Here is a 25,232-nt window from a genome sequence, read left to right on the forward strand (position 1 = left end):
AAAATGACAAAAATCAGCCCTGCCACCTGAACAGCGGCAAGGAAAAAACGTCGGGATGGCTGAGAGGGAGGTGTTACAGCGGGATCACATCAAGAGAATCGACCTGCTGCTGCCAGAGGTCTATCTGTTTTTTTCGCGCGACGGTGAGTTTGCCGGAAGTGACCAGCAGCCATTTGCGCTGCGGGAAAATCTCCGGGGCCAGCGCGGCGGGCGCCGCGGGAAGTACATCAATGCGATGCCCCTGCCCGGTACGTTTCAGCGCTTCAAGCCAGATTTCGCAAGGGTCGCTAAGGTGCCAGCCGGTAATCAGGTAATTATCACCCGGCGCGCGTTTATCCCCTTCCAGACAAAACGAGGTGTAGGAGATGATGATGCCGTCGAGAATTTCCCGCAGCGTCATCATTGCCGCGACGTTGGCCGAGACTTTACTGCGCAGCGGGCGCAGCACTTCCGTCACCAGTTCAGGACGGGGATATTCGCGACCGGCGTCGTAAATCAGCTGGCGCAGGGACTCAATTTTGCCTTCTTTCAGGCGTTGCAGCATGCTCTCCTGCAAGGTGAGCCAGTTATTGGTTTGCCGTGCCCCCGGGCGGGACAGCAACGGTTTCACCTGGCTGACCGGCACGCCCTTTTTCACCCAGTCGAGAATTTTGAGCGCCTGCTGGATATCATCATCGCTGTACTGACGGTGCCCGCCATCGGTGCGCTCTGGCTTGAGCAGGCCGTAGCGACGCTGCCAGGCGCGAAGCGTCGTGGCATTAATGCCGCAAAGCCGGGAAAATTCACCAATGGAGTAGGACATAAAGCGCACCTGATAACCAACAATACACTCAATATACTACGAATCACGGCGGGTTGAAGGAAGTGCGAAATTTAGGGTAAGGCTTTCAGGATGTGCGCGCCTGTTGTTGATGGCTATCAGAACGTCATTTACGTCGCCCTGCTGAGATAAAAACCACTCAGCGGAAAAACGGGCTTCCCTGCCCTTATTCAACTCACGCCGCGTTCTCATCCAGCCATGCCAGCAGCCCTTCCAGAGAGAGCTGCGCAGGCCCACGCGCCGTGGGCTGGCCCTGTTTCAGCACCAGTAACGTCGGCAAACCGCGTACGCCGAGGGCCGCGGCGAGTTGCTGATGCTGGTCCGCATCAAGATAGCGGCTGTCGAGCGCGGCAACCCGCTGGCTGAGTTTTTCATGCGCCAGCAGCTGCCAGAGTTTGCGGCAATGTACGCAGCGCTCCGCGCCCACGAACAGCAGAATCGGTCGTTCACTCTCCAGCTCGCTTGCCGTCGCGATGGGTCTGAAGGCGCTTTCCGCGACGCGGAACAGCTTCGGACTGCGGCGCAGCGTGTCATTATCCGTCGCCACGCACAGCGCGTCGGCGCTTTTGCTGTAGGGCTGCACGCCCGCCACCCGCACCACGCTCTGCGCGGGGCCTGCCGCTGCCGCGCCGGGCTGGCGCAAGGTGCGAACATCGACGGCGGCAATCGGCGTCTCCTGCGGCTGCGCCAGCTGTGGGATCCAGCCATACGGTATACGGTAAGCGCGGTAAACCATATTGTTATTCAGCGTCTTACCCCAGAACGGCGAAATGTATTCCCAGACGATTTCATGGTCACGGGTGACCTCGAAAATACGCCCGTTTGAGCCTTCGTTAATCAAGGTGTTGCCGTTTTCCAGACGCTGCATATTGCTGATATACGGGCTGTAGAAACGGTAAGAATCGGTCGGCTGCGGCAGGTCCGCCTCATACGGCGAGTAGCGCCACTCGATATCAAGGGTAATCGGGTTAATCTCGAGGATCCGCGAATGATCGCGCCAGGCGTTTTTCACGCCGTCCGCCGACGCGGGGTTCGGTGCGCCATATCCGGCCCAGCCGCCGTTATCGAAAATCAGGATATTGCCCGCTCCCGGTAGCCCCTGCGGAATCATATGCGCGTGGTGCTGGCCGATAATCCAGCCGATATGCTTCAGCTCCGGCTTGCTGTAATCAGGCCCAAGCTGCCAGACAATCTTGCCGCTCTGTTTATCGATAATGGCGATAATATTCGATTCGCGGGCATCCCAGATAATATTGTCCGGATGGAAGCGTTGATCGCCCGCGTCATACCATTTGTTCGGCCCCAGCGCCGACATAGAGTTGATATGCATCCAGTCGCCCATGCCGCCGCCGCTGGCGCGCATGTTCGGATTGTTATACAGCGCCGTACGCGCCGCGTCGTCAAACCCAAGCTCCTCAAAATGGTCGCTGCAGCGCCATTCCCATACCACGTTGCCCTGCCAGTCGACCTCAATAATGGTGTCGTCCAGCAGCAGCTTGTCGGAAATAGCCTCATTCACCAGGTTGGTATGGGCCAGAATCAGCGTGTTGCCCCCTTCCACCTGCGGCTCCAGCCCCGGCGCATAGTAGCCTACCGGGTTACCCGCTCGCTGATAATCATGGTGCGCGCGCGCCATCCAGCGGGTTTCATTACCGGGATCGCTCACCTGTTCGTAGCGGTCGAATTTCCAGGTAACGTTACCTTCCCAGTCTACCTGAATCAGGTCGAGCATATCCTGCATGCCGTAGCGCGGGTCGCGCTCGCCGCTGTGACCGAGAATCGCGCCGCCGGGCAGGATTTTATTGGGAAACCCGTGCAATTCAGGCCATTCACGCACCACCTGGCCGTTCATATCCACCAGCACCGCACCGTGTTCGGTGGCCTGGAAAAGGGTGTAACCGCTCCACGCCCGCAGTGGATCGTAGAGGGTGGCGCCGGTTGGGTAGACGGAAGGATGTCCCATATATTTGCTCCTTAAAGAAAAGAATCAGGCTGAAGTAATCAATTGGCGAATGTGCCGGCAGGCGGCGGTAAACGACGCGTCGTCGCGTAGACGCGGGTGCGGCAGCGCGAGGCTCACCACTTCGCGAATCCGTCCCGGGCGCGGTGAAAGCACCACCACCCGGTCGGCAAGCGCCACCGCCTCTTCCACATCGTGCGTCACCAGCAGCGTGGTGGTGCCGGTGCTTTGGTGAATCTGTAACAGTTCCTGCTGGAGCGTGTGGCGCGTCAGGGCATCCAGCGCGCCGAACGGTTCATCCAACATCAGAATCTGTGGACGGGCAACCAGGCCGCGAGCAATCGCTACACGCTGCGCCATACCGCCGGAAAGCTGTGCGGGCAGTGCGCTGGCGAACTCAGTCAACTGCACGCGCGCCAGCATCGCCTGCGCCCGCTGGCGCTTCTCGGCCCGGCTAAGTTTTTCATCCGCGAGGCCAAGCATCACGTTGTCGATCACGCTTAGCCACGGGAACAGGCGGGGTTCCTGAAAGACGATGCCGCGCTCTTTACCCACGCCGGTCACCCGCTCGCCGTTGATCCGAATCTCGCCCTGTGTGGTCGGCTCCAGACCCACCAGCATTCGCAGCAGCGTCGATTTCCCGCAGCCGCTGCTGCCCACCAGCGCCACCAGCTCGCCGGCGGCAATATCCAGGCTAAAGTTCTGTAGGGCCGTCACCTGTTGCCAGGATTTACGCACATGCTGAAAAGAGACCAGCGTCGAAGAGGTCATAGTTGCTCCTGTTGGCGCCAGCGGGTGGCGCGAATTTCCAGTAAACGCCCGGCTTTATCCAGCGCCGCGCCGGTAACACCGACCAGCACCATGCCGCACAGAATGGTCGGCATATCCAGCAACTGCTGGGCGTTGATCATCAGACTGCCGATACCCACGCCGGAGGACATGAAATACTCCGCGCCGATATTGCCAAGCCAGGCATAAATCAGCGCCAATCGCAGACCGGCGAAGATACCCGGCGCCGCGCCGGGGAGAATCAGAGAGCGCAAACGTGCGAAGCCACTTAAACGCAGGACGTCAGCGACCTCGTCCAGCTGCGGGCTGCGCTGGGTGACAGCCTGTAAGGTACTGAAGAACATCGGGAAGAAGGAGGCCAGGGCGATAAAGACAATTTTGCCGCCGTTATCGTTACCTACCCATGCGGTCAGCAGCGGCAGCCAGGCAAACAGCGCAATATGGCGTAGAACGTTGAGCGTTGGCGTGAAGATGTGCCCCGCGCGCGGTCGTAGCGCTAACAGCAGCCCGCAAAGCAGGCCGCTCGCGATCCCCAGCGCGCCGCCGATCAGTGCGCGCCCAAGGCTTGCCAGCATCGCCGCGGTTAGCTCACCGTTCACCATCCCCAACACAAAGCGATCGGCCACCGCCAGCGGCGAGGAGAACAACGCGCCGTCGATCCAGCCCCACTGGCTCGCCAGTTGCCACAACACCAGCAGCACCGCCGGCAGCTGCAACGCGCGCCAGCTGGCCTGCGGTTTCCAGACCAGGCGACCTGTCGCGGGCTGCGGCCAGAACACCAGCCGCGAGTAGGCGCGATTCGCCGCCCACTCCATCAGCATGCCGCTAATCCCCACCACGGCGATGGTGACGAAGACGATATCCAGTTGAAACAGCTGACGTCCCCAGACCATCAGGTAGCCAATGCCTTCCGAAGAAGCCAGCAGTTCGACAACAATCAGCGACACCCAGGCCTGTGAAAGCGCCAGCCGCAGGCCGGTAAACCAACCCGGCAGGCTCGCCGGGATCACCAGCCAGCGCAGGCGCTGCCAGCGGGAAAAATTCATCACCCTGCCCGCTTCACTCAGCGTCAGCGGCACGCTGGTCACCGCCTGCTGGGTATTCAGCGTCATCGGCACGACGGTGGTTTTCACAATCACCGCCAGCTTCAGACCGTTATCAATGCCGAACAGCACCATAAACAGCGGGATCCAGCCCAGCGTGGGAATCTGCGCCAGCGCGTAAAACAGCGGCTCCACCCGCTGCGCCGCCGTAGGGACTAAACCAAACAGCGCGCCAAGCAGCGTTCCGGCCAGGGTGCCTAACAGCAGACCCAGCGCCAGATGCTGGAGGCTGAATCCCCACTGCGCCAGCAGGTCGCCGCCGAATAACGACAGTGCGGTATCGGCAACCACCGACGGTGGCGGCAGGATCTGCTCCGGCATCCAGCCTTCGCGAGCGGCGATGAACCACAGGACAAACAGCAGCGCGGGCAACAGCCACGGCCAGCCGTTCAACCGGAATATGGGCCTTCCGGGAAGGCGGGTTCTGATGAGTATCTGCGACATAGCGGTCCACTTTTCGTGAAGTTATGCCGCTATAAAAACGTGACTTTTCTCACGCCGCCATTGCGTTACGTGAATAATCCCAATGCAACAAATGCATTTCAGCCTGCCGGGTACGCGGCCTTTGCTTTAGCTTTTTTTTGCCTTTGCTTTGCCAATAAAAGTATTTAACAGCGGGGTGGGCGGCTCTTTAGGGTGAGAAAAAAACTCAGGGGAGCAAGACGTTATGATGAAAGCACTTTTTCGCCGCACCTTACTGGCGCTAACGGCAACGGTCGGTCTGATGACCAGCCTTCACGCCGAAGAGCTGCGTACCATCCGTATCGGCGTACCGGACCAAAGCGCGGGTAGTCAGCCGTTTATCGAGGGGCCGGTGGGGATGGCGTATATTCGCCATCAGCTTGAAGACGTGTTCAAGCCGCAGGGCGTCGAGGTTCAATGGCAGTTCTTTAAAGGCGCGGGCCCGGCGGTGAATGAAGCGCTGGCCAACCGACAGCTTGATTTCGTTTACCTTGGCGACCTGGCCGCCATTATTGGCAAGGCCAACGGTCTGCCGACGCGCCTGCTGTTAGGCAGCCGCGGTTCAGAATCGTACCTGGCCGCCACCAAAGCCTCGGGCATCAAAACGCTGGCCGACCTGAAGGGTAAGCGCGTGGCGGTCTATCGTGGCACGGCTGACCAGTTGGCCTTTGACCGCGCGTTACAAAGCGCAGGTTTGACCGAGCGTCAACTGCAGGTGATCAATCTCGACTGGAACGCGGGCAAAGCGGCGCTGGCCGCCGGACGCGTCGATGCGGTGTGGGGCGGCGTCTCGCTGCTGGCGCTGCGCGGCGATAAGATAGACGTGGTGGTGAAAAGCGGTGATTCCGGCCGTCAGAACACCACCCAGGCGGGCTTCCTGGGCACCCAGAGCTTTATCGAAGCCTGGCCGCAGGCCACCCAGCAGATTATCGACGTGCTGGTAAAAAATGCGGCGGAAATCAGCAACGAGGCCAATCGCGAAGCCTGGTCAGCGGAAATGGCCAGACAGAGCCAGATTCCGCAAGCGCTATTCCTCGAAGAGCTCCAGCCGCAGGAGCTGAACTTTAGCACCTCGCCGCGTATCGACCCGTTCCTGACCGAGAGCTTCAGCAGCAGCGTCGAACAGGCCAAAAATGGTCGACTGATTCGCAGCGCATTTGACGCGAAGCAATGGGTAGACGGCCAGTTTGTTGAACAGGCGTTGAAAAGCCAGAAGCTGGAGAAACACTGGCCGCAGTACAATCCTCAGGGCCAGCCGCTCAACGCCGGTTAAACGCTCACTCCCTGCGTCAACGGCTGAAGCTGACGGTCGGCATGCAGGATAATCTCCATCAGCTTTTCTGCAAGCGGCGGCTGAGCCGCATGAACCGGGGAGATAATCGCAAACCGGGTCTGCATCAGCCGCCACTCGTCCGGCAGGTCGCTCAACTCCAGCTTAACCAACTGATGACTGTGCTGGCACAGCGCAAAACCATCTTCACTGGCGAAGCTTATCGCCTCGGTATGCGCCAGCGTCGACCACAGCGCATAGATATGGTCGCACTGGATCGCCGGGGTAAAGTCCTGCCGCTGGCTCAGCGTCGCCAACACTTTACGCACACCCGGCGGTAAATAGGGGGCGGCAAACGGATAGCGCAACATCTGCTGGATGGAAACGGGCCCCTGCGTTGCCAACGGATGGCTGGCATGGCAGACGAAGAAACAGCGCTGCGGGCTGAGCGGCTGCACCCGCAGCTGTGGATCCAGCTCGGCCTGCCAGCTGTCGGCCACCACAAACGGGTATTGCTGCGAGGTCAGCGCATGGTGCAAGGCATACCAGTTGTCGATATGAAAACGCACCCTCGCCTGCGGCAGACGACGATGAAATTCACCGACCGCCGCCGGAATCAACCGCGCGCCGGGCGCCGGGCCGCAACCGAACGCCACTTCGCCGTTTTGCGCATCGTCCGCTTCGCGCAGATGGCTGCTTAACTCGACGTTCAGCTCCTGAAAGCGACGCGCGTAGGGCAGCAAGGTTTGCCCATGCAGCGTCAGGGTCGGGAGCTTGCTCTGTCGGTCAAAAAGCGGATGGCCGACGCTCTGCTCCAGCGCCTGAATGCTGCGGCTGAACGCCGATTGCGACAGGCAGACCGCCTCCGCCGCGCGATTAAAACTGCCATATTCAACCAGCGCGACAAAGTTGCGCAGTTGGCGAAAATCGAGATGCATAGGCCCGCTTCACTTTCTGTTTACATTTAATCACAGTACTGGAAAGCGGCGGTCCAGCGCAATGCCGGTCATCCGGCCTCCAGCATGCCAAAGCTGACAATTCGCGCCCGCCCCAGCTCTTTCGCGCGATAGAGCGCCACGTCGGCAGCGCGCAGCAGGTTGTCACTTTGGACATGTTCCGGGTAGCTGGCGACGCCGATCGAGACGTCCACGTGGCCAATATCCGTCCCGGCAAAACGCAGCGCCATCTCGCGCACGCCGTTATAAATATCGGTGGCAACGCGGCTGGCGGCCTCTTCATCCATGCCGTTAAGCAGCACCAGGAACTCTTCACCGCCGTAGCGGAAAGCCGTGCCCTGATCGCGCACCACGCGCTGAATAATCGCGGCGACGCTTTTAATCACCCCATCCCCCGCCTCGTGGCCAAACCGGTCGTTAATGTGTTTAAAGTGATCGATATCGATCATCAGGCAACTGAGCGGTTCTTTGCTGCGCATGGCCAGGTTCAACTGAGTGCCCAGCATATCTTCGAGGTGGTGGCGATTACGCAGCCCGGTCAGCGGGTCGTACAGCGCTTTTTCCAGCAGCGCGTCGCGCAGCCGCTGGTTGGCCAGGGCCAGACCCAGCGCCTCCGCCATCAGCTCCAGATAGGCGCGTGTCGAGGCGGTTTGCTCATTGAGATTCTGGAATGAGAGCAGCCCAATCGCCTCGCCCTGGGCAATCAGCGGTACGCACAGGGAATGGCTGTGGCACGTCTCCGGCAGATGGTAGCAGCCGATATCCGGCTCGCCGTGCACCGGCGGATGGCTTTGGCCGCGACGTACCGCCCAACATTCATCCGGGTGGAAAGGACTCGCTTTCCCCTCCGGCGATAGCCACTCGGCAACACAGCGCATCTGCCAGGGATCGCGGTCGAGAACAAACAGCCGTCCGGCCACGCCGGGCGCAATGTTCGGCGCGAACAGCTCCGCGACGTTAATGACGTCGTCAAAATTCTCACAGCCTTGCAGGCGCTGAGTCATCCGCGCCAGCAGTTCGCGTATCGCCCAGTTGGCATCGCGCTCTTTCTCCAGCTGCTGCCGCGCCAGGCCGTTTTCGCGGAAAATACGCACCGCCTGCGCCATATCGCCAATTTCATCAATCTGCTTGAAGTCGGGCGTCTCCACGGCATAATCCTGCGATGCCAGCCGGTGAACCACGTCGCTCAAACGCACGACCGGGCGCAGTACGCGGTGTTGTAAAATAAAGCCCAGCACGAATAAAAACAGCAGCGCCGTCAGCCCCACCATCACTTCCGACAGCGTGCGCAGCGTGCGGGACGCCCGCGTCGCATCGTCAATGGCATCGCGCGCGCGGTTATCCAGAAGCTGGCGGAAGTGATCGAGTCGTTCCTGCGCGCGGTCCAACTCCTGCTCATAAATTTTGCCGTAAAGCAGCGCCATCGCCTGTGCGGTTTCACCGCGCGCCATATTGGCCAGCGCCGCTTGCTGCTCGTCCTGCAGCGCATCGACAATCTGCACGCCCTCGTGCAACAGCGCCAGCTCCTCGCCCGTCGCCCCGGCGTCGTTCAGTTTTGATAATCGGTGTTCAATCGATTTCAGCGCGGTTTCTTTCTGCCGGTATTCCTTCAGCACATCCGGGTCTTTGCCGACGACGTACAAGCGCGCCAGATCGGATAGCGCCCAGGCATCGTTGTCGATCTCCTCCGTGAGCTGGTCGAACACCTGTCGCTGCGCCACCGCCTGACGTTCAGTATTGTCCGCGCTGGAGGCCATCAACATGACGATACCGGAGGCGATAGTCAGACAGACCGTCGCGCCGTAGGCCCAGTTTGTTATGGTCGCTATTCTCACCGATGGCTTCCTTCTGCGACGAATATTCAATAAGCATCATGGAAATTATAGGAAATGCCCATTTCCGCGTGACAATAAAAAAAGCGGCCGTAGCCGCCTTTTGTTATCGTCATGGCATTACGCATCTGGAGGATTTTTTCCTTCCGCCATAAACTCTTCGTCCAACCCTTCCACGTTCCCCGCGTGGTCACGCCCGGAGAACAGGTTCCAGCAGGCGAGGAACAGCGCCGCAATCAGCGGACCGATGACAAAGCCGTTGATGCCGTAAATTTCCATACCGCCAATGGTGGTAATCAGGATCAGGTAGTCAGGCATTTTGGTGTCTTTCCCCACCAGCAGCGGGCGCAGAATGTTGTCCACCAGCCCGACAATCACGATAAAGAAACCGACGATAAAGAGCCCTTGCCACAACTGGTCGGTGGCGAAGAGAAATATCGCCGCCGGTACCCAGATAATCGCCGAACCCACGGCGGGTACCAGCGACAGAAACGCCATCAGCGCCCCCCACAGCACGCTCCCGTCGATACCGACAATGGCAAACGCAATGCCGCCCAGCGTCCCCTGAACCACCGCCACCACCGCCGTGCCTTTGACCGTCGCCCGGGTGACGCCGACAAATTTGGCAAACAGATGCTGTTTCACAAAATCGGTCAGCGGCAGCGAGTCCAGAATCTGATTCACCAGATACGGGCCATCTTTTAGCAGGAAGAACAGCAGATACAGCATGATGCCGAAGCTAATGGCGAAACCGAAAGTGCCCTTACCTATCAGGAACGCGCTGCCGGCCAGGTACTGCCCCCCCGCCAGCGCGACATCAGAGAGTTTTTTCTGAATTTGCGCGACGTTATCCAGGTCGTGCTCTATCAGAAAACCGCGTGCCCAGTGCGGCAGATGCGAAAAAATGCTGGCAATGACCTGCGGAAAACGCGTGTTGTTCTCCTGCAGCTTGGTGTAAATCACATTCAGCTCAAGCGCCAGCGATGACAGGATCGCCATCAGCGGAATAAACACAATCAGGCAAATAATGACAATCGTGATGAGCGATGCCAGCTCGTTGCGCTCGCCCAACGCGCTACGCAGCTTATTTTTCACCGGGTTGAACACCACGGTGAGAATAGCCGCCCACAGAATGGCGGAAAAATAGGGAGAAAGAACGTCGAAAAATGCCCAGGTGACGAGGGCGAGAATGAAAATAAAGAAACCTTTGGTCAGTCCGTTAAAGCGCATTGCTGAGTCCTGTTGCGGGAAATCTGTCACGACTATAGGTGCGTTTGGCGGGATTTACCAGGTCAGGGCGTTATGCGCCTCGTCGAGTGGCGCCGGGTGATGTTGAGAAAAACCGCCGTAGCGCTAGCGCATCATGAAGATGTCTCATGTTGCAATGAAATTAAGTCGCTTTCACTCCTCCAGAGGCTCTGGCATAAAATACACATTATTAACTTATTGGCAACATGAAGCCGCCGGATGCGTGAAGCAAAACACGCTGAATCATCAACAGGCTCGGTTTTCATTTCCCGACTCAGGAGGCAAGACTGCCATGAATAACGATTTTACTTTTACTATTAAGCACAGCCTTTTCGACGAAAATTATAATCCTTCTGAGAATACCCGTATCACGACTAATTTTGCCAATCTTGCACGCGGTGAAAACCGTCAGCAGAACTTACGTAATACGCTCAAGATGATTGATAATCGCTTCAATAACTTAGCGTACTGGGATAATCCGCAAGGCGATCGTTATTCCGTTGAGCTGGATATTATTTCCGTTGAAATGAATATTGCGGGCACCGCCTTTCCGGCCATTGAAATTCTGAAAACCAATATTATTGATAAAAAAACCAACGAAAGAATTGAAGGGATTGTTGGCAATAACTTCTCATCTTACGTTCGCGATTATGACTTTAGCGTCCTGCTATTGGAGCATAATAAGCATGGTACTGAATTTACGATCCCGGAAAACTTTGGCGATTTGCATGGCAACATCTTTAAGCATTTCGTTAATTCAGCAGAATACAATGCACAGTTTAAAAAACCGCCGGTCATCTGTCTTAGCGTATCCAATAAGAACGCCTATCAGCAGACGGGCAATCAGCATCCGGTTCTGGGGATTGAATACCAGCAGCACGGCACCTCGTTAACCGAACATTATTTCAGCAAGATGGGCCTGAAGGTGCGCTATTTCATGCCGAAAAACAGCGTCGCGCCGCTGGCCTTCTTCTTTACCGGCGATTTGCTGAGCGACTACAGCGACCTGGAACTGATCGGCACCATCAGCACGATGGAGACCTTCCAGAAAATTTATCGTCCGGAAATTTATAACGCTAACTCCGCGGCAGGTTTGCACTATCAGCCGAATCTGAGTCAGCAGGATCATTCATTAACCAAAATTGTTTACGACCGGGAAGAACGCAGCCGGCTCGCCATTGAGCAAGGCAAATTCACCGAAGAACACTTTATCAAACCGTACAAACATATTCTTGAGCAATGGTCAGCCGACTACGCGCTTTAATGAATTCACATTGAAAGGTTATCTATTATGAAAACATTGCTCCCAACATCAACGGCTGGCAGCTTACCGAAACCGTCCTGGCTCGCGCAGCCGGAAACGCTGTGGTCGCCGTGGAAATTGCAGAATGAAGAGTTAATTCTGGGCAAACAGGATGCGCTGCGTTTGTCACTGGACGATCAGCTCCGGGCCGGAATTGATATTGTCAGCGACGGTGAGCAAACCCGTCAGCATTTTGTCACCACCTTTATTGAGCACCTCAGCGGCGTCGATTTTGAAAAACGCGAAGTGGTGAAAATTCGTAATCGCTACGATGCCAGCGTGCCAACCGTGGTCGGTGCCGTCGAGCGTAAAAAACCGGTATTTGTCGATGACGCGCGTTATTTACGTCAGCTCACCAAACAGCCGATAAAATGGGCGCTGCCGGGGCCGATGACCATGATCGATACCCTGTACGATGCCCACTATAAAAGCCGCGAAAAGCTGGCCTGGGAATTTGCCAAAATCCTCAACCAGGAAGCGCGCGAGCTGGAAGCGGCGGGCGTGGACATTATCCAGTTTGACGAGCCGGCCTTTAACGTCTTCTTCGATGAAGTTAACGACTGGGGCATCGCCACGCTGGAGCGCGCGATTGAGGGGCTGAAATGCGAAACGGTCGTACATATCTGTTATGGGTACGGTATTAAAGCCAATAGCGACTGGAAAAAGACGCTGGGCAACGAGTGGCGTCAATATGAAGAAGCGTTTCCGAAGCTGCAGGCGTCGAATATCGATATCATCTCGCTGGAGTGCCATAACTCCCGCGTGCCGATGGACCTGCTGGAACTGATTCGCGGTAAAAAGGTGATGGTCGGGGCCATTGACGTCGCCAACCATACCGTCGAGACGGCGGAAGAAGTTGCCGATACCCTGCGCAAAGCCCTGCAGTTTGTGGATGCCGACAAACTGTATCCGTCAACCAACTGCGGCATGGCACCGCTGCCGCGCCACGTGGCCCAGGGCAAGCTCAACGCGCTGAGCGCGGGGGCGGAAATCATTCGTCGCGAGCTGGCGGCGAAGTAACCTCACAACACACAGGCGATCGCCAGGATCGCCTGTCATCACGCGGGCTACGCGTTCTGATAAAGATCCCAGCGGTTGCCATACAGATCTTCAAACACCACCACCGTACCGTACTCCTCCTCACGCGGCGCTTCGCAGAAATGCACGCCTTTCGCCTTCATGGCATGGTAATCGCGCCAGAAATCATCGGTCTGTAGGAACAGAAAGACTCTTCCGCCGCATTGGTTACCGATAAAACCTTCCTGCCGTTCGTTGGACGCATGCGCCAGCAGAAGATTGCAGTCGCTTTCCGGGTTGGGTGATACCACCACCCAGCGTTTGCCCGGCTGTGGCGTATCTTCAATAAGCGTGAACCCCAGTTTGTCCGTGTAGTACTCAATCGCGCGGTCGTAGTCGTCGACCACAATGGCCACGTGTCCCAGACATCTTTTTTGCGTTCTCATTAGCGGCTCCATTCAGATTTATACGCGACTACCCTACACGCTTTCACGCATAAAAAAACCGCCGATAAATCGGCGGTTATTGACATCATCACGCTGGATTACATCAGCGGCATCGCCAGCTGAACGATGTTAATCAGCGGCTGCGGGTAGATACCCAGCACCAGCACCAGCAGCGCGGAGATCAGCACCACGATACCGCCCGCGCTGTACTGCCAGTTAGACGGCGCATCGCGGCCAGGCTGCTGAGGTGCGCTGAGGTACAGGCTCACGGCAACGCGTAGGTAGTAGTAGAGGCCAATCGCGGAGCCAACCACCACCGCGCCAACCAGCCACCACAGGTGCGCCTGGACGCCGACAGCCAGCACGTAGAACTTACCGATAAAGCCGAGGGTCATCGGGATACCGGCCAGCGACAGCATCATCACCGTCATCACCGCCGCCAGAATCGGACGGTTCCAGAACAGACCACGGTAGGAGTACAGGGAATCTGCATCCGGGCCACGGTACGGGCTGGACATCAGGCTGACGACGCCGAACGCGCCGAGGCTGCTGAACAGGTAACCGGCCAGGTAAACGCCAACGGTCTCCATCGACATCTCACCGCTATGCAGCGCAATCAGCGCCACCAGCAGATAGCCGAGGTGGGAGATAGAGGAGTAACCGAGCAGACGTTTGATGTTGGTCTGGCTCAGCGCCATCAGGTTACCGAAGATGATAGAGGCGAAGGCGATAATGCCCAGCACCACGCGTACCGCTTCGCTGTCGCCTACCGGCGCGTACAGGAACAGACGCATCACCACCCCGAAGATGGCAATCTTGCTGGCGGTCGCCAGGAAGGTGGAGACCGGCGCAGGCGCGCCCTGGTAAACGTCTGGCGTCCACAGGTGGAACGGCACCAGCGAAAGCTTGAAGCCCAGACCAACAATCATCATCCCAAGGCCTGCCAGCAGCAGCGGTTCGTGCAACATGTTGTCGCTGAGGCTCTTACCGAGCGCCAGGAACGACAGGTCGCCAGACTGCGCGTACAGCAGCGCGATACCGAACAGCAGGAACGACGATGCGGCAGCGGACAGAATGGTGTATTTGATGCTCGCTTCCAGCGAACGTTTCTGGCGGAAGGCATAGCCAATCAGGCCGAACAGCGGCAGCGAGATAAGCTCAATCCCAAGGAACAGCGCCGCCAGATGGTTGGCGTTAGCCAGCAGAATGCCGCCCAGCGCGGCAATCAGCACCAGCAGATAGAACTCTTCCCGGTTATCGGTGTAGCCCTCAAGCCACGGATAGGCGAAAGTGCAGGTCGCCAGGCTCGCCAGCAGCACCAGCCCGGTGTAGAGCATCGCGTAACCGTCAACGCGCATCAGCGGGGTGACGTCCATCGCGCCCGCCTGGCCAACAAACCAGAGCGACACCAGCGCAGCGTTAAGCCCAATGACCGACAGCGTGGCATTGAGGAAGTGATTGCGTCGCCACGCAATGGAGAGCATCACAACCACCACCGTCAAGCCGACGATCAGCAGCGGTAACAGCGCGATCAGTTGTTGTGGAGTTATTGTCATGGCGAATTACGGCCTTGTAGTTGAAACAGAATTAACAAACCACTGCTGGATGTTGCCCATCGCAGAATGTGACGTGTCCAGAATCGGCTGCGGGTAGAAGCCCAGCAGAACCAGAAGCACGACCAGCAACAGCACGATGAACAGCTCGCGCAGCGACATCCCTGGCAGCTCTTTTGCCGCGATTTCGCTCTTCGCTTTACCGAAGTACGCCCGGTGCAGCATCGCCAGTGAATACACAGAGGCGAAGACCAGACCAAAAGTAGAAATCACCGTAATCACCGGCACGATATGGTAGCTGCCGAACAGGATCATAAATTCGCCGACGAAGTTACCGGTACCCGGCATCCCCAACGTCGCGACGGCAAAGAACATTGACAGCGCCGGCAGCCACTTAATTTTGCTCCACAGACCGCCCATCTGACGCATGTCACGGGTATGCAGGCGCTCGTACAGCTGGCCACACAGAATGAACAGACCGGCCGCGGACAGACCGTGCGCAATCATCTGAATCACCGCGCCCTGGTACGCCAGCTGGCTGCCGGTATAGATGGCAATCAGCACGAAGCCCATGTGGGAAACGGAGGTGTAAGCAATCAGACGTTTGATATCGTACTGGGTAAACGCCATCCACGCGCCGTAGAAGATACCAATGACACCCAGCCACATGGCGATAGGCGCGAACTCGGCGGAAGCATTCGGGAACAGCGGCAGCGCAAAGCGCAGCAGACCGTAGGCCGCGGTTTTCAGCAAGATACCGGCGAGGTCAACGGAACCGGCGGTAGGTGCCTGAGAGTGCGCGTCTGGCAGCCAGCCGTGCAGCGGAACCACCGGCATTTTCACCGCGAAAGCGATGAAGAAGCCGAGCATCAGCAGATATTCCACGTTGTGGGACATCGGGGTCTTCAGCAGATCCTGATAGTTGAAGGTCCATACGCCGGTCGCATCGTGGTGCACGAACACCAGCGCCAGGATGGCAATCAGCATCACCAGACCGCTTGCCTGGGTATAGATGAAGAACTTGGTGGCCGCCGTGATACGCGTTTTACCGTCGGAGGCTTTATGGCCCCAGAGCGCGATCAGGAAGTACATCGGCACCAGCATCATCTCCCAGAAGAAGAAGAACAGGAACATGTCGATGGCGAGGAACACGCCGATAACGCCGCCCAGGATCCACATCAGGTTGAGGTGGAAGAAGCCCTGGTATTTCTGGATTTCATTCCAGGAACAGAGCACCGCCAGCACACCCAGCAGACCGGTCAACACCACCATCAGCAGCGACAGGCCGTCGATAGCAAGGTGGATAGTGATCCCAAAACGCGGGATCCACGGCAGGATGAACTCAGACTGCCACTGCGGCAGACCGGCAGATTGCGTGAGTGAGTAGCCGCCCTGCAGCCACAGCTGCAGGCCAAGCGCCAGCGTCAGTCCCATGGTAATCAGCGCTATCCAGCGCGGCATCTTCACGCCAAAGCGTTCGGTCTGCCAGCAGAGGAAACCGCCAATAAAGGGAATCAGTATTAGCCAGGGTAATAACATGGCAATTCATTTCCTTATTCAACTATCCGGTGGCGACATCGCTCGCCGGAACAGGAAAACAGCACGACATTTTCATGGGGAGGAAAACCCTCCCCAACGAATTAACGCAATACCATCAACAGCGCCAGCACCACCACGGCACCAATGCTCATTGACGCAACATACCAGCGCAGATAACCGTTCGCGCTCAGCACCAGGCCTTTGCCAGCAAAGCGGGAAAGGATCGCCGGAATGTTCATCAGCGCGTTGAGCGGGTCGCTCTTCAGCAGCCAGGCGATGCCTAGGAATGGCTTAACGAACACTTTGTCGTACAGCCAGTCAAAGCCCCAGGCGTTGTACCACCAGGTACCCAGCAGACGGCCCGGCGCGCTGTTGGCGATAGAGGTCACCAGCGTACGTTGACCCAGCCACAGCCATGCGGCAATCAGGATACCGGCAATCGCCACGATGCCTGAGGTGATTTCCAGCGTCAGCACGCGGCCATGTTCCAGTTCGGTCGTCGCCGGCAGTACGCCGTGCAGCGGCGGCACAATCAGCGCGCCCACGAAGGTCGACAGCACCATCAGCACAATCAGCGGCAGGTGATGGGTAATCCCCTTCCCTGCGTGCGCATGAATCTGCTCTTTACCGTGGAAGACGATGAAGATCATACGGAAGGTGTACAGCGAGGTCATGAACGCACCGACCAGACCCGCCACCATCAGATTGATATGACCGTTAGCCATCGCCCCGGCAAGGATTTCGTCTTTACTGAAGAAGCCCGCGGTAATCAGCGGCAGCGCAGAGAGCGCGGCGCCACCGACCAGGAAGCAGGCATACACCAGCGGAATCGACTTACGCAGGCCGCCCATCTTGAAGATGTTCTGTTCGTGATGACAGGCCAGAATCACCGAGCCGGACGCCAGGAACAGCAGCGCTTTGAAGAACGCGTGGGTCATCAGATGGAAAATGGCCGCATCCCACGCCTGCACGCCCAGCGCCAGGAACATGTAGCCAATCTGGCTCATGGTGGAGTACGCGAGTACACGTTTGATATCGGTCTGCACCAGCGCGGCAAAGCCTGCCAGCACCAGCGTAATCGCTCCAACGATACCCACCAGATGCAGCACTTCCGGCGTCATCAGGAACAGGCCGTGGGTACGGGCAATCAGGTAGACACCGGCGGTCACCATCGTCGCGGCGTGGATCAGCGCGGAGACCGGCGTCGGGCCGGCCATCGCGTCCGCAAGCCAGGTTTGCAACGGCAGTTGCGCGGATTTACCCACGGCACCACCCAGCAGCATCAGCGTTGCCCACATCAGCATGTTATTGCCTGCGGCAAAGTGCGCCGGCGCCAGTTCCACCATTTCGCGGAAGTTCAGCGTGCCCAGCTCGTTGTAGAGAATGAACAGCGCGAACGCGAGGAACACGTCACCCACACGAGTTACCACGAAGGCTTTCATCGCCGCCGCGCCGTTCTTCGGATCGGTGTAGTAGAAACCGATCAGCAGATAGGAGCACAGGCCCACGCCTTCCCAGCCCAGATACATCAGCAGCAGGTTATCGGCCAGGACCAGAACCACCATGCTGGCGATAAACAGGTTGGTGTAGGCGAAGAAGCGGGAGTAACCCTCTTCACCGCGCATGTACCAGGAGGCGAACATGTGGATCAGGAAACCGACCCCGGTTACTACCGAGAGCATGGTCAGCGACAGGCCGTCCAGCACCAGGTTGAAACCGATATTGAAATCACCGACGGACATCCACGTCCACAGCGGCTGGCTGAACGCCTGTTTGCCGTTAGCGAAGAAGTCGATGCCGACGTACGCCGTGACCAGCGCGGACAGACCAATCGAGCCAATCCCCACGGTGGCGGACAGGTTTTCTGACCAGCGCCCGCGGGAGAAAGCCAGCAGGACAAAGCCAATTAACGGGAAAATAATGGTTAAGGCAAGCATGTTCATCCGCGCAACTCACTTACTGAATCGATGTTCAGGTTCTGGCGGCGACGATGGAGCTGCAGCAGCAGCGCCAGGCCAATACTCGCTTCCGCAGCCGCAAGGGTAATGGCGAGGATATACATCACCTGACCGTCGGTCTGGCCCCAGTAGCTGCCGGCGACCACAAAGGCCAGCGCGGCGGCGTTAATCATGATTTCCAGCCCAATCAGCATAAACAGCAGGTTACGGCGGATAACCAGGCCGGTTAAACCCAGCACGAATAAAATCGCGGCGAGGATCAGCCCATGTTGTAAAGGAATCATGCGTGTTCCTCCGTTTTCCTTTTCGCGCTATCGCCGGAACGGTTGCTCAGCACTTCGCCCGGACGGTCTTCACGGCCAATGTGGAAGGCCACCACCAGCCCGGCCAGCAGTAGCATCGACGCCAGTTCTACCGCCAGAACGTACGGCCCGAACAGTGCGATACCGACTTCTTTCGCGCTGATGGCGTTTCCGTCGATGCCCTGATCATTCAGGCCGATGATGGCGTAAACCATCACCGCCAGCAGCACGGCGGACAAAATCGCCGGGCCAATCCAGATTTGCGGCTTCAACCACTCACGTTCCTGAGCGATTTCAGCGCCGCCCAGGTTCAGCATCATCACCACGAAGACGAACAGCACCATGATGGCGCCCGCGTAAACGATGATCTCCAGCGCACCGGCGAAATACGCGCCCAGCGAGAAGAACACCCCGGCAATTGCCAGCAGCGAGATAATCAGATACAGCAGCGCATGTACCGGGTTAGTGTGCGTAATCACTCGCAGCGTCGCGAGGACAGCAATCAGGCCACAGATATAAAAAGCGAATTCCATTGCCCCTCTCCTTACGGTAACAGGCTCTTGACGTCGATAGGCTTAGCTTCGTTCTCTGCTTCGCCCTTATCTTTGCCGTCGATTGCCATACCCGCCATCCGGTAGAAGTTATATTCCGGGTATTTACCCGGACCGGAAATCAGCAGATCCTCTTTTTCGTACACCAGATCCTGACGTTTGTATTCGCCCAGTTCGAAGTCCGGGGTCAACTGAATCGCCGTGGTCGGGCACGCTTCTTCACACAGGCCGCAGAAAATGCAGCGTGAGAAGTTAATGCGGAAAAACTCCGGATACCAGCGGCCATCTTTGGTCTCTGCTTTCTGCAGAGAGATACAGCCCACCGGGCAGGCTACCGCGCACAGGTTACAGGCCACGCAGCGCTCTTCGCCGTCCGGGTCGCGCGTCAGCACGATACGGCCACGATAGCGCGGCGGCAGGTAAACCGGCTCTTCCGGGTACATTTGCGTTTCGCGTTTGGCGAACGCATGCAGGCCAATCATCCAGATACTGCGTACCTGGGTGCCGAAGCCTACGAGTAATTCTTTTAAGGTCATGGTCTATTCGCCCCTTATTGCGCCTGCCACAGAATGACAGCCGCCGTTACCAGCAAGTTGATCAGCGTCAGCGGCAGGCACACTTTCCAGCCGAAGGACATTACCTGGTCATAACGCGGACGCGGTAATGAGGCGCGAATCAAAATGAACATCATCATGAAGAACGCGGTTTTCAGCGCGAACCAGATGAACGGCGGTAAGAACGGGCCTTGCCAGCCACCGAAGAACAGCGTCACGATCATCGCCGATACGGTAACGATGCCGATGTATTCCCCCACGAAGAACAGACCGAATTTCATGCCGGAATATTCAATGTGGTAACCATCAGCCAGTTCCTGCTCGGCTTCCGGTTGGTCAAACGGGTGACGGTGACACACCGCTACGCCCGCAATCGCAAAGGTAATGAAGCCGAAGAACTGCGGAATCACGTTCCACAGGTGAGCCTGGTTATTGACGATGTCGGTCATATTGAATGAACCGGCTTGCGCCACCACGCCCATCAGGGACAGACCGAGGAACACCTCGTAGCTCAGGGTCTGCGCAGACGCACGCATCGCCCCCAGCAGGGAGTATTTGTTGTTACTCGACCAGCCGGCGAACAGCACTGCGTACACCGCGAGGCCTGCCAGCATCAGGAAGAACAGGACGCCAATATTGAGGTCGGCGACCACCCAGCTTGGGCTGACCGGCACAATGGCGAAGGCCAGCAGCAGCGAGGTGAAGGCGATCATCGGTGCCAATGTAAAGATGACGCGGTCCGAGAATTTCGGTACCCAGTCTTCTTTAAAGAACATCTTGATCATGTCCGCAACCAGCTGGAGCGAACCGCCCCAGCCCACGCGGTTCGGCCCGTAGCGGTTCTGGAACAGACCCAGCAGGCGACGTTCGCCGAAGCTCATGAACGCCCCGCAGGTGACCACCACCAGCAGGATAACCACGGCTTTAACAATGCTGAGGAGGATCTCAATCAGATCCGGCGTTAACCAACTCATGCTTTTGCCTCCTGCAGATTATCAAGGCGCGCACCCGCCAGCACCGGCGCAATGCCCGGCAAGCCCATCGGTAAGCCCACCTGCCCTGCCGCCAGCCCTTCAGAGATAAGCAGCGGGAGAACGATGGTCTGGCCGTCGTAGCTAAAGGCGATATTCGCGCCCGCGTTGACGCCAAGCTTCGCGGCATCTGCCGGGTTCAGCTTGATGTACGGCTGCGGCATACGGCTCTGGAACACCGGAGAGCGCTGGGACATTTCGTCGCTACCGAACAGATGGTAGTACGGCGCAATACGCCAGTTGCCTTCCTGCGCCTGGAAGCTTGCCGGAACGGTGGTAAAGAATTCCAGACCGCTTTCCGATGCTTCAATCAAACGCACGCCCGGATCGCCGTGGCGCAGTTTGCCGCCCACTTCGGCCTGGAACTTGTTCCATGCCTGCGGGGAGTTCCAGCCCGGCGCCCAGGCGAACGGGATTTGCGAACGCGGCGCTGACGGCTGGTTGTTCCCTTCCATCGAGAAGGCAAACATGGTGTCTTTATCCTGCGGCTGACGCGGCTCGTGCACGCTGATGTTGGCGCGCATCGCCGTACGACCGCTGTAGCGGTGCGGTTCACGCGACAGTTTCTGACCGCGGATACGGAAGCTGGCGTCCGGCGCGGCATTTTTAATGCCCGCCAGCTGCGGCAGCTTCTCGATGGCCGCATCAATAACGTGATCAAGCTGCGTCCAGTCCACTTCACGGCTCTGCACGGTGCTGTGCAGCGAGTGCAGCCAGCGCCAGCTTTCGAGCATCACGGTGTTGCTATCGTAGTACGCCGGGTCATACACCTGGAAGAAGCGCTGTGCGCGGCCTTCGTTGTTGATAACCGTTCCGTCGCTTTCGGCGAAGCTTGCCGCAGAGAGGACCAGATGCGCTTTATCCATAATCGCGGTGCGCTGATGGTCAATCACCATCACCAGCGGCGCTTTGGCGAGCGCGGCGTCAACGCGTGCCGCAGAAGCGTGGCGATGCAGGTCGTTTTCCAGCACCACGACCGCGTCAGCCGCGCCGGATTCCAGCTCGCTTAACGCCGCTTCCAGAGAACCGCCGCCAATCATGCCCAGACCAATGCTGTTCACCGCACGTGCGATCATGGTTACGCCAACGTCGGCGCCACGGCCCTTCAGCGCTTTCGCCACGTTGGCAGCCGCCTGAATAATCTCCGCGCTACCGGCGTTGGTGCCGGAAACGATCAGCGGTTTCTTCGCCCCGGCCAGCGCCTGGACGATCACATCGATCTTGTTTTGCAGGTCGCGATCCAGGCCTTCAACGGCCGGCGCGCTATCGTCCAGCGCATGTGCGATAGCAAAACCAAGGCGTGCCTGATCTTCCACCGGCGCGCGGTAGGTCCACGCCGCGATGTCGTCAAGACGGGTATCGTCGACGTTGGTGACAAACAGCGGATGCTTCGCGCGCTGGCCGATGTTGAGGATCGCCGCAATCTGCCAGTCAGCCACTTTCTGCGCCGCCGCCATTTCACGCGCTTTGCCTTTCACCGCCTGACGTACCGCCAGAGCCGCGCGAGCGCCGGTTTGCGTCAGGTCTTCACCCAAAACCAGCACCGCATCATAGGATTCAATTTCGCGCAGCGCTGGGGTATGAATACCGCCTTCACGCAGCACTTTCAGTACCAGTTGCAGACGTTCCTGCTCGCCCTCGGCGATACCGGTATAGAAGTTTTCCGCCCCAACCAGCTCGCGCAGCGCGAAGTTGCTTTCGATGCTGGCGCGCGGGGAACCGATACCGATCACTTTCTTAGACTGGCGCAGAATATCTGCCGCGCCCTGCATCGCCTGTTCGGCGTTCAGCGCGATCAGGTCATCGCCACGGCGCTGAACCGGCTGACGCGGACGGTCTTTCAGGTTCACATAGCCATAGCCGAAACGACCACGGTCGCAGAGGAAGTAGTGGTTTACGGTACCGTTGTAACGGTTTTCGATACGACGCAGTTCGCCGTAACGTTCACCCGGGCTGGTGTTACAGCCCAGCGAACATTGCTGGCAGATGCTTGGCGCAAACTGCATATCCCACTTACGGTTGTAGCGCTCGGAATGCGTTTTGTCGGTAAACACGCCGGTCGGGCAAATTTCGACCAGGTTACCGGAAAATTCGCTTTCCAGGGTACCGTCTTCCGGACGACCGAAGTAGACGTTATCGTGTGCGCCGTACACACCCAGGTCGGTGCCGTCAGCGTAATCTTTGTAGTAACGCACGCAGCGATAGCAGGCGATGCAGCGGTTCATTTCGTGAGAGATGAACGGCCCCAGGTCCTGATTACGGTGGGTACGTTTAGTAAAGCGATAGCGACGGAAGCTATGGCCGGTCATCACGGTCATATCCTGAAGGTGGCAGTTGCCGCCTTCTTCACAGACCGGGCAGTCGTGCGGGTGGTTGGTCATGAGCCACTCCACCACGCTCTCGCGGAACTGCTTCGCTTCTGCGTCGTCGATAGAAATAAAGGTGCCGTCGGATGCCGGAGTCATACAGGACATCACCAGGCGACCACGCGTGTCTTCCGCGTTCTGATATTGCTTCACCGCACACTGGCGGCAAGCACCGACGCTCCCAAGCGCCGGGTGCCAGCAAAAGTACGGAATATCAAGGCCCATAGAGAGACATGCCTGTAGCAGGTTGTCCGCTCCATTAACCTCGTATTCTTTGCCGTCTACATGAATCGTAGCCATTAGCGTGCTTCCAAAATAAATAAATCTTTAGATTACCAGCGCGTCTTAAGCAGGTTCGGCTGAATCCCATGAATTGCATGAGTGTTGCTGAACTGCTGCTTAATGCCTGCCTCGAATTCGTCGCGGAAATATTTAATGGCGCTCTGCAGCGGTTCAACCGCGCCAGGCGCATGCGCGCAGAAGGTTTTCCCCGGGCCTAAGAATCGACACAGTTGCTCAAGTGTCTCGATATCGCCAGGCTGCCCTTCCCCTTTTTCAAGGGCGCGCAGAATTTTCACGCTCCACGGCAGACCGTCGCGGCACGGCGTACACCAGCCGCACGACTCGCGGGCGAAGAACTCTTCCAGGTTACGCACCAGCGATACCATGCCAATCTCGTGGTCGACGGCCATCGCCAGCGCCGTACCCAGACGGCTGCCCGCTTTACCGATGCTTTCGAATTCCATCGGCAGATCAAGGTGCGCTTCGGTCAGGAAGTCAGTGCCCGCGCCGCCCGGCTGCCAGGCCTTGAATTTCAGGCCATCACGCATGCCGCCAGCGTAGTCTTCAAGGATTTCACGCGCAGTGGTGCCAAACGGCAGCTCCCACAGGCCCGGGTTTTTCACGCGGCCAGAGAAGCCCATCAGCTTGGTACCCGCATCTTTGCTCTTCGAGATGTTCTGGTACCACTCGACGCCGTTCGCCAGGATAGCCGGGACGTTACACAGCGTTTCCACGTTGTTGACGCAGGTGGGTTTACCCCACACGCCGGAGCTCGCCGGGAACGGCGGCTTGGAGCGCGGGTTAGCACGACGGCCTTCGAGGGAGTTAATCAGCGCCGTTTCTTCGCCGCAGATGTAGCGCCCTGCCCCGGTGTGCACGAACAGCTCAAAATCAAAACCGGTACCAAGGATATTTTTCCCAAGCAGCCCCGCTTCGGTCGCTTCGGCAATGGCGCGACGCAGATGCTGTGCCGCTTCAATATATTCGCCGCGCAGGAAGATGTAGCCGCGGTACGCCTTCAGGGCGAACGCGGAAATCAGCATGCCTTCCACCAGCAGGTGCGGCAGCTGTTCCATCAGCAGGCGGTCTTTATAGGTGCCCGGCTCCATTTCATCGGCGTTACACAGCAGGTAACGGATGTTCATGGATTCGTCTTTCGGCATCAGGCTCCACTTCAGGCCGGTAGAAAAGCCCGCGCCGCCGCGCCCTTTCAGGCCAGCGTCTTTGACCTGGTTGACGATTTCGTCCGGCGCCATGCCGCCGAGCGCTTTACGCGCGCCGGCATAACCGTTTTTCGCCTGATACTCTTCCAGCCACACCGGCTGCTTGTCGTCACGAAGACGCCAGGTCAGCGGATGGGTTTCGGGAGTCAGAATAATATTTTTCATTATTTATACTGCTCCAGTAGGTCAGGAATGGCTTCCGGCGTCAGATGGCTGTGAGTATCCTCATCAATCATCATGGTCGGCCCCTTGTCGCAGTTGCCCAGGCAGCAGGTCGGCAGCAGAGTGAAACGGCCATCAAAGGTGGTTTGACCCGGTTTGATGTTCAGCTTCTTCTCAATGGCGGCCTGAATACCCTGATAACCCGTAATGTGGCACACCACGCTGTCGCAGTAGCGAATAACGTGGCGTCCTACCGGCTGGCGGAAAATCTGGCTATAGAAGGTCGCGACGCCTTCTACGTCGCTTGCGGGAATACCCAGCACATCAGCGATAGCGTAAATCGCGCCGTCCGGTACCCAGCCGCGCTGCTTTTGAACGATTTTCAGCGCTTCAATGGACGCCGCACGCGGGTCTTCGTAGTGGTGCTTCTCGTGCTCAATAGCTTCACGCTCTGCCGCACTCAGCTCAAAAGCCTCGGTTTGTGGTTGTTGATTCTCGTGCATAA

The 25,232-nt window shown here is 58.0% G+C and carries 21 protein-coding genes; 3 read left to right on the forward strand and 18 right to left on the reverse strand.

Annotated elements, in window-relative coordinates; all coding sequences use genetic code 11:
- Positions 1 to 73: 73 nt before the first annotated feature.
- The 4 genes from K7B04_RS22085 to K7B04_RS22100 all read right to left on the reverse strand — a co-directional run bounded on the left by K7B04_RS22085 (position 74) and on the right by K7B04_RS22100 (position 5,116).
- A complete protein-coding gene (locus K7B04_RS22085) occupies positions 74 to 802 on the reverse strand; it encodes a MerR family transcriptional regulator (protein WP_163449070.1) in 729 nt (242 codons plus the stop codon).
- Between the two features lie 193 nt (positions 803 to 995).
- Complete coding sequence (locus K7B04_RS22090) at positions 996 to 2,783, reverse strand: aryl-sulfate sulfotransferase (protein WP_223803044.1); 1,788 nt, start codon at positions 2,781 to 2,783, stop codon at positions 996 to 998.
- A 24-nt stretch (positions 2,784 to 2,807) separates the two neighbouring features.
- Positions 2,808 to 3,551, reverse strand: a complete 744-nt coding sequence (locus K7B04_RS22095) for an ABC transporter ATP-binding protein (RefSeq protein WP_167575355.1) — start codon at positions 3,549 to 3,551, stop codon at positions 2,808 to 2,810.
- Entirely contained in the window at positions 3,548 to 5,116 is a 1,569-nt protein-coding gene (locus K7B04_RS22100) for an ABC transporter permease (protein ID WP_223803045.1), read from the reverse strand. Before K7B04_RS22100 ends, K7B04_RS22095 begins: the two co-directional genes overlap by 4 nt.
- Before the next feature lie 223 nt (positions 5,117 to 5,339).
- Between K7B04_RS22100 and K7B04_RS22105 the strand changes: the two genes are divergently transcribed.
- Complete coding sequence (locus K7B04_RS22105) at positions 5,340 to 6,407, forward strand: ABC transporter substrate-binding protein (RefSeq protein ID WP_223803046.1); 1,068 nt, start codon at positions 5,340 to 5,342, stop codon at positions 6,405 to 6,407.
- On the opposite strand, the gene K7B04_RS22110 is transcribed toward K7B04_RS22105, so the two are convergent.
- From K7B04_RS22110 to K7B04_RS22120, 3 genes are all read right to left on the reverse strand, one after another.
- Positions 6,404 to 7,342 carry a LysR family transcriptional regulator gene (locus K7B04_RS22110; RefSeq protein WP_223803047.1) on the reverse strand — a complete coding sequence of 313 codons (939 nt, stop codon included), beginning with the start codon at positions 7,340 to 7,342 and terminating at the stop codon, positions 6,404 to 6,406. The two genes, K7B04_RS22105 and K7B04_RS22110, sit on opposite strands and share 4 nt — an antisense overlap.
- Positions 7,343 to 7,410: 68 nt before the next feature.
- Entirely contained in the window at positions 7,411 to 9,195 is a 1,785-nt protein-coding gene (locus K7B04_RS22115) for a diguanylate cyclase (protein WP_163449076.1), read from the reverse strand.
- Between the two features lie 117 nt (positions 9,196 to 9,312).
- Entirely contained in the window at positions 9,313 to 10,422 is a 1,110-nt protein-coding gene (locus K7B04_RS22120; RefSeq protein ID WP_064543904.1) for an AI-2E family transporter, read from the reverse strand.
- Positions 10,423 to 10,732: 310 nt separating this feature from the next.
- Here K7B04_RS22120 and K7B04_RS22125 point away from each other — a divergent pair, with 310 nt between their 5' ends.
- Complete coding sequence (locus K7B04_RS22125) at positions 10,733 to 11,704, forward strand: DUF1852 domain-containing protein (RefSeq protein ID WP_163449077.1); 972 nt, start codon at positions 10,733 to 10,735, stop codon at positions 11,702 to 11,704.
- A 27-nt stretch (positions 11,705 to 11,731) separates the two neighbouring features.
- Entirely contained in the window at positions 11,732 to 12,763 is a 1,032-nt protein-coding gene (locus tag K7B04_RS22130; protein WP_223803048.1) for a methionine synthase, read from the forward strand.
- Between the two features lie 47 nt (positions 12,764 to 12,810).
- On the opposite strand, the gene K7B04_RS22135 is transcribed toward K7B04_RS22130, so the two are convergent.
- From K7B04_RS22135 to nuoE, 11 genes are all read right to left on the reverse strand, one after another.
- Positions 12,811 to 13,206, reverse strand: a complete 396-nt coding sequence (locus tag K7B04_RS22135) for a VOC family protein (protein ID WP_223803049.1) — start codon at positions 13,204 to 13,206, stop codon at positions 12,811 to 12,813.
- A 98-nt stretch (positions 13,207 to 13,304) separates the two neighbouring features.
- On the reverse strand, positions 13,305 to 14,762 hold the full coding sequence (gene nuoN / locus K7B04_RS22140; RefSeq protein ID WP_163449080.1) for an NADH-quinone oxidoreductase subunit NuoN: 1,458 nt from the start codon (positions 14,760 to 14,762) through the stop codon (positions 13,305 to 13,307).
- 6 nt (positions 14,763 to 14,768) lie between these two features.
- Positions 14,769 to 16,298, reverse strand: coding sequence for an NADH-quinone oxidoreductase subunit M (nuoM, locus tag K7B04_RS22145; RefSeq protein ID WP_163449081.1), 1,530 nt, complete (start codon positions 16,296 to 16,298; stop codon positions 14,769 to 14,771).
- Positions 16,299 to 16,399: 101 nt separating this feature from the next.
- Positions 16,400 to 18,241, reverse strand: a complete 1,842-nt coding sequence (nuoL, locus tag K7B04_RS22150) for an NADH-quinone oxidoreductase subunit L (RefSeq protein ID WP_065355791.1) — start codon at positions 18,239 to 18,241, stop codon at positions 16,400 to 16,402.
- Positions 18,238 to 18,540, reverse strand: coding sequence for an NADH-quinone oxidoreductase subunit NuoK (gene nuoK, locus K7B04_RS22155; RefSeq protein WP_035892477.1), 303 nt, complete (start codon positions 18,538 to 18,540; stop codon positions 18,238 to 18,240). Before nuoK ends, nuoL begins: the two co-directional genes overlap by 4 nt.
- Positions 18,537 to 19,091, reverse strand: coding sequence for an NADH-quinone oxidoreductase subunit J (gene nuoJ / locus K7B04_RS22160; protein ID WP_163449082.1), 555 nt, complete (start codon positions 19,089 to 19,091; stop codon positions 18,537 to 18,539). The genes nuoK and nuoJ overlap by 4 nt, the downstream gene beginning before the upstream one ends.
- Before the next feature lie 11 nt (positions 19,092 to 19,102).
- A complete protein-coding gene (nuoI, locus tag K7B04_RS22165) occupies positions 19,103 to 19,645 on the reverse strand; it encodes an NADH-quinone oxidoreductase subunit NuoI (protein WP_000172742.1) in 543 nt (180 codons plus the stop codon).
- A gap of 14 nt (positions 19,646 to 19,659) precedes the next feature.
- Positions 19,660 to 20,637, reverse strand: coding sequence for an NADH-quinone oxidoreductase subunit NuoH (gene nuoH, locus K7B04_RS22170; RefSeq protein WP_064543888.1), 978 nt, complete (start codon positions 20,635 to 20,637; stop codon positions 19,660 to 19,662).
- Positions 20,634 to 23,360, reverse strand: coding sequence for an NADH-quinone oxidoreductase subunit NuoG (gene nuoG / locus K7B04_RS22175; RefSeq protein WP_223803050.1), 2,727 nt, complete (start codon positions 23,358 to 23,360; stop codon positions 20,634 to 20,636). Before nuoG ends, nuoH begins: the two co-directional genes overlap by 4 nt.
- Before the next feature lie 32 nt (positions 23,361 to 23,392).
- Entirely contained in the window at positions 23,393 to 24,730 is a 1,338-nt protein-coding gene (nuoF, locus tag K7B04_RS22180) for an NADH-quinone oxidoreductase subunit NuoF (protein ID WP_065355793.1), read from the reverse strand.
- On the reverse strand, positions 24,730 to 25,230 hold the full coding sequence (gene nuoE, locus K7B04_RS22185) for an NADH-quinone oxidoreductase subunit NuoE (protein ID WP_002913160.1): 501 nt from the start codon (positions 25,228 to 25,230) through the stop codon (positions 24,730 to 24,732). The genes nuoF and nuoE overlap by 1 nt, the downstream gene beginning before the upstream one ends.
- Positions 25,231 to 25,232: the final 2 nt, after the last annotated feature.

It is taken from the genome of Kluyvera sp. CRP (assembly GCF_019930565.1).
GTDB classification, from domain to species: domain Bacteria; phylum Pseudomonadota; class Gammaproteobacteria; order Enterobacterales; family Enterobacteriaceae; genus Kluyvera; species Kluyvera georgiana_A.

Coding starts and splice junctions, on each gene's coding strand:
- K7B04_RS22100 (WP_223803045.1), bottom strand. CDS start 5,116: ATGTCGCAGATACTCATCAGAACCCGCCTTCCCGGAAGGCCCATATTC.
- K7B04_RS22085 (WP_163449070.1), bottom strand. CDS start 802: ATGTCCTACTCCATTGGTGAATTTTCCCGGCTTTGCGGCATTAATGCC.
- nuoI (WP_000172742.1), bottom strand. CDS start 19,645: ATGACCTTAAAAGAATTACTCGTAGGCTTCGGCACCCAGGTACGCAGT.
- nuoN (WP_163449080.1), bottom strand. CDS start 14,762: ATGACAATAACTCCACAACAACTGATCGCGCTGTTACCGCTGCTGATC.
- nuoF (WP_065355793.1), bottom strand. CDS start 24,730: ATGAAAAATATTATTCTGACTCCCGAAACCCATCCGCTGACCTGGCGT.
- nuoJ (WP_163449082.1), bottom strand. CDS start 19,091: ATGGAATTCGCTTTTTATATCTGTGGCCTGATTGCTGTCCTCGCGACG.
- K7B04_RS22110 (WP_223803047.1), bottom strand. CDS start 7,342: ATGCATCTCGATTTTCGCCAACTGCGCAACTTTGTCGCGCTGGTTGAA.
- nuoL (WP_065355791.1), bottom strand. CDS start 18,241: ATGAACATGCTTGCCTTAACCATTATTTTCCCGTTAATTGGCTTTGTC.
- K7B04_RS22105 (WP_223803046.1), top strand. CDS start 5,340: ATGATGAAAGCACTTTTTCGCCGCACCTTACTGGCGCTAACGGCAACG.
- nuoK (WP_035892477.1), bottom strand. CDS start 18,540: ATGATTCCTTTACAACATGGGCTGATCCTCGCCGCGATTTTATTCGTG.
- K7B04_RS22090 (WP_223803044.1), bottom strand. CDS start 2,783: ATGGGACATCCTTCCGTCTACCCAACCGGCGCCACCCTCTACGATCCA.
- nuoM (WP_163449081.1), bottom strand. CDS start 16,298: ATGTTATTACCCTGGCTAATACTGATTCCCTTTATTGGCGGTTTCCTC.
- K7B04_RS22125 (WP_163449077.1), top strand. CDS start 10,733: ATGAATAACGATTTTACTTTTACTATTAAGCACAGCCTTTTCGACGAA.
- K7B04_RS22120 (WP_064543904.1), bottom strand. CDS start 10,422: ATGCGCTTTAACGGACTGACCAAAGGTTTCTTTATTTTCATTCTCGCC.
- nuoH (WP_064543888.1), bottom strand. CDS start 20,637: ATGAGTTGGTTAACGCCGGATCTGATTGAGATCCTCCTCAGCATTGTT.
- nuoG (WP_223803050.1), bottom strand. CDS start 23,360: ATGGCTACGATTCATGTAGACGGCAAAGAATACGAGGTTAATGGAGCG.
- K7B04_RS22095 (WP_167575355.1), bottom strand. CDS start 3,551: ATGACCTCTTCGACGCTGGTCTCTTTTCAGCATGTGCGTAAATCCTGG.
- K7B04_RS22135 (WP_223803049.1), bottom strand. CDS start 13,206: ATGAGAACGCAAAAAAGATGTCTGGGACACGTGGCCATTGTGGTCGAC.
- K7B04_RS22130 (WP_223803048.1), top strand. CDS start 11,732: ATGAAAACATTGCTCCCAACATCAACGGCTGGCAGCTTACCGAAACCG.
- nuoE (WP_002913160.1), bottom strand. CDS start 25,230: ATGCACGAGAATCAACAACCACAAACCGAGGCTTTTGAGCTGAGTGCG.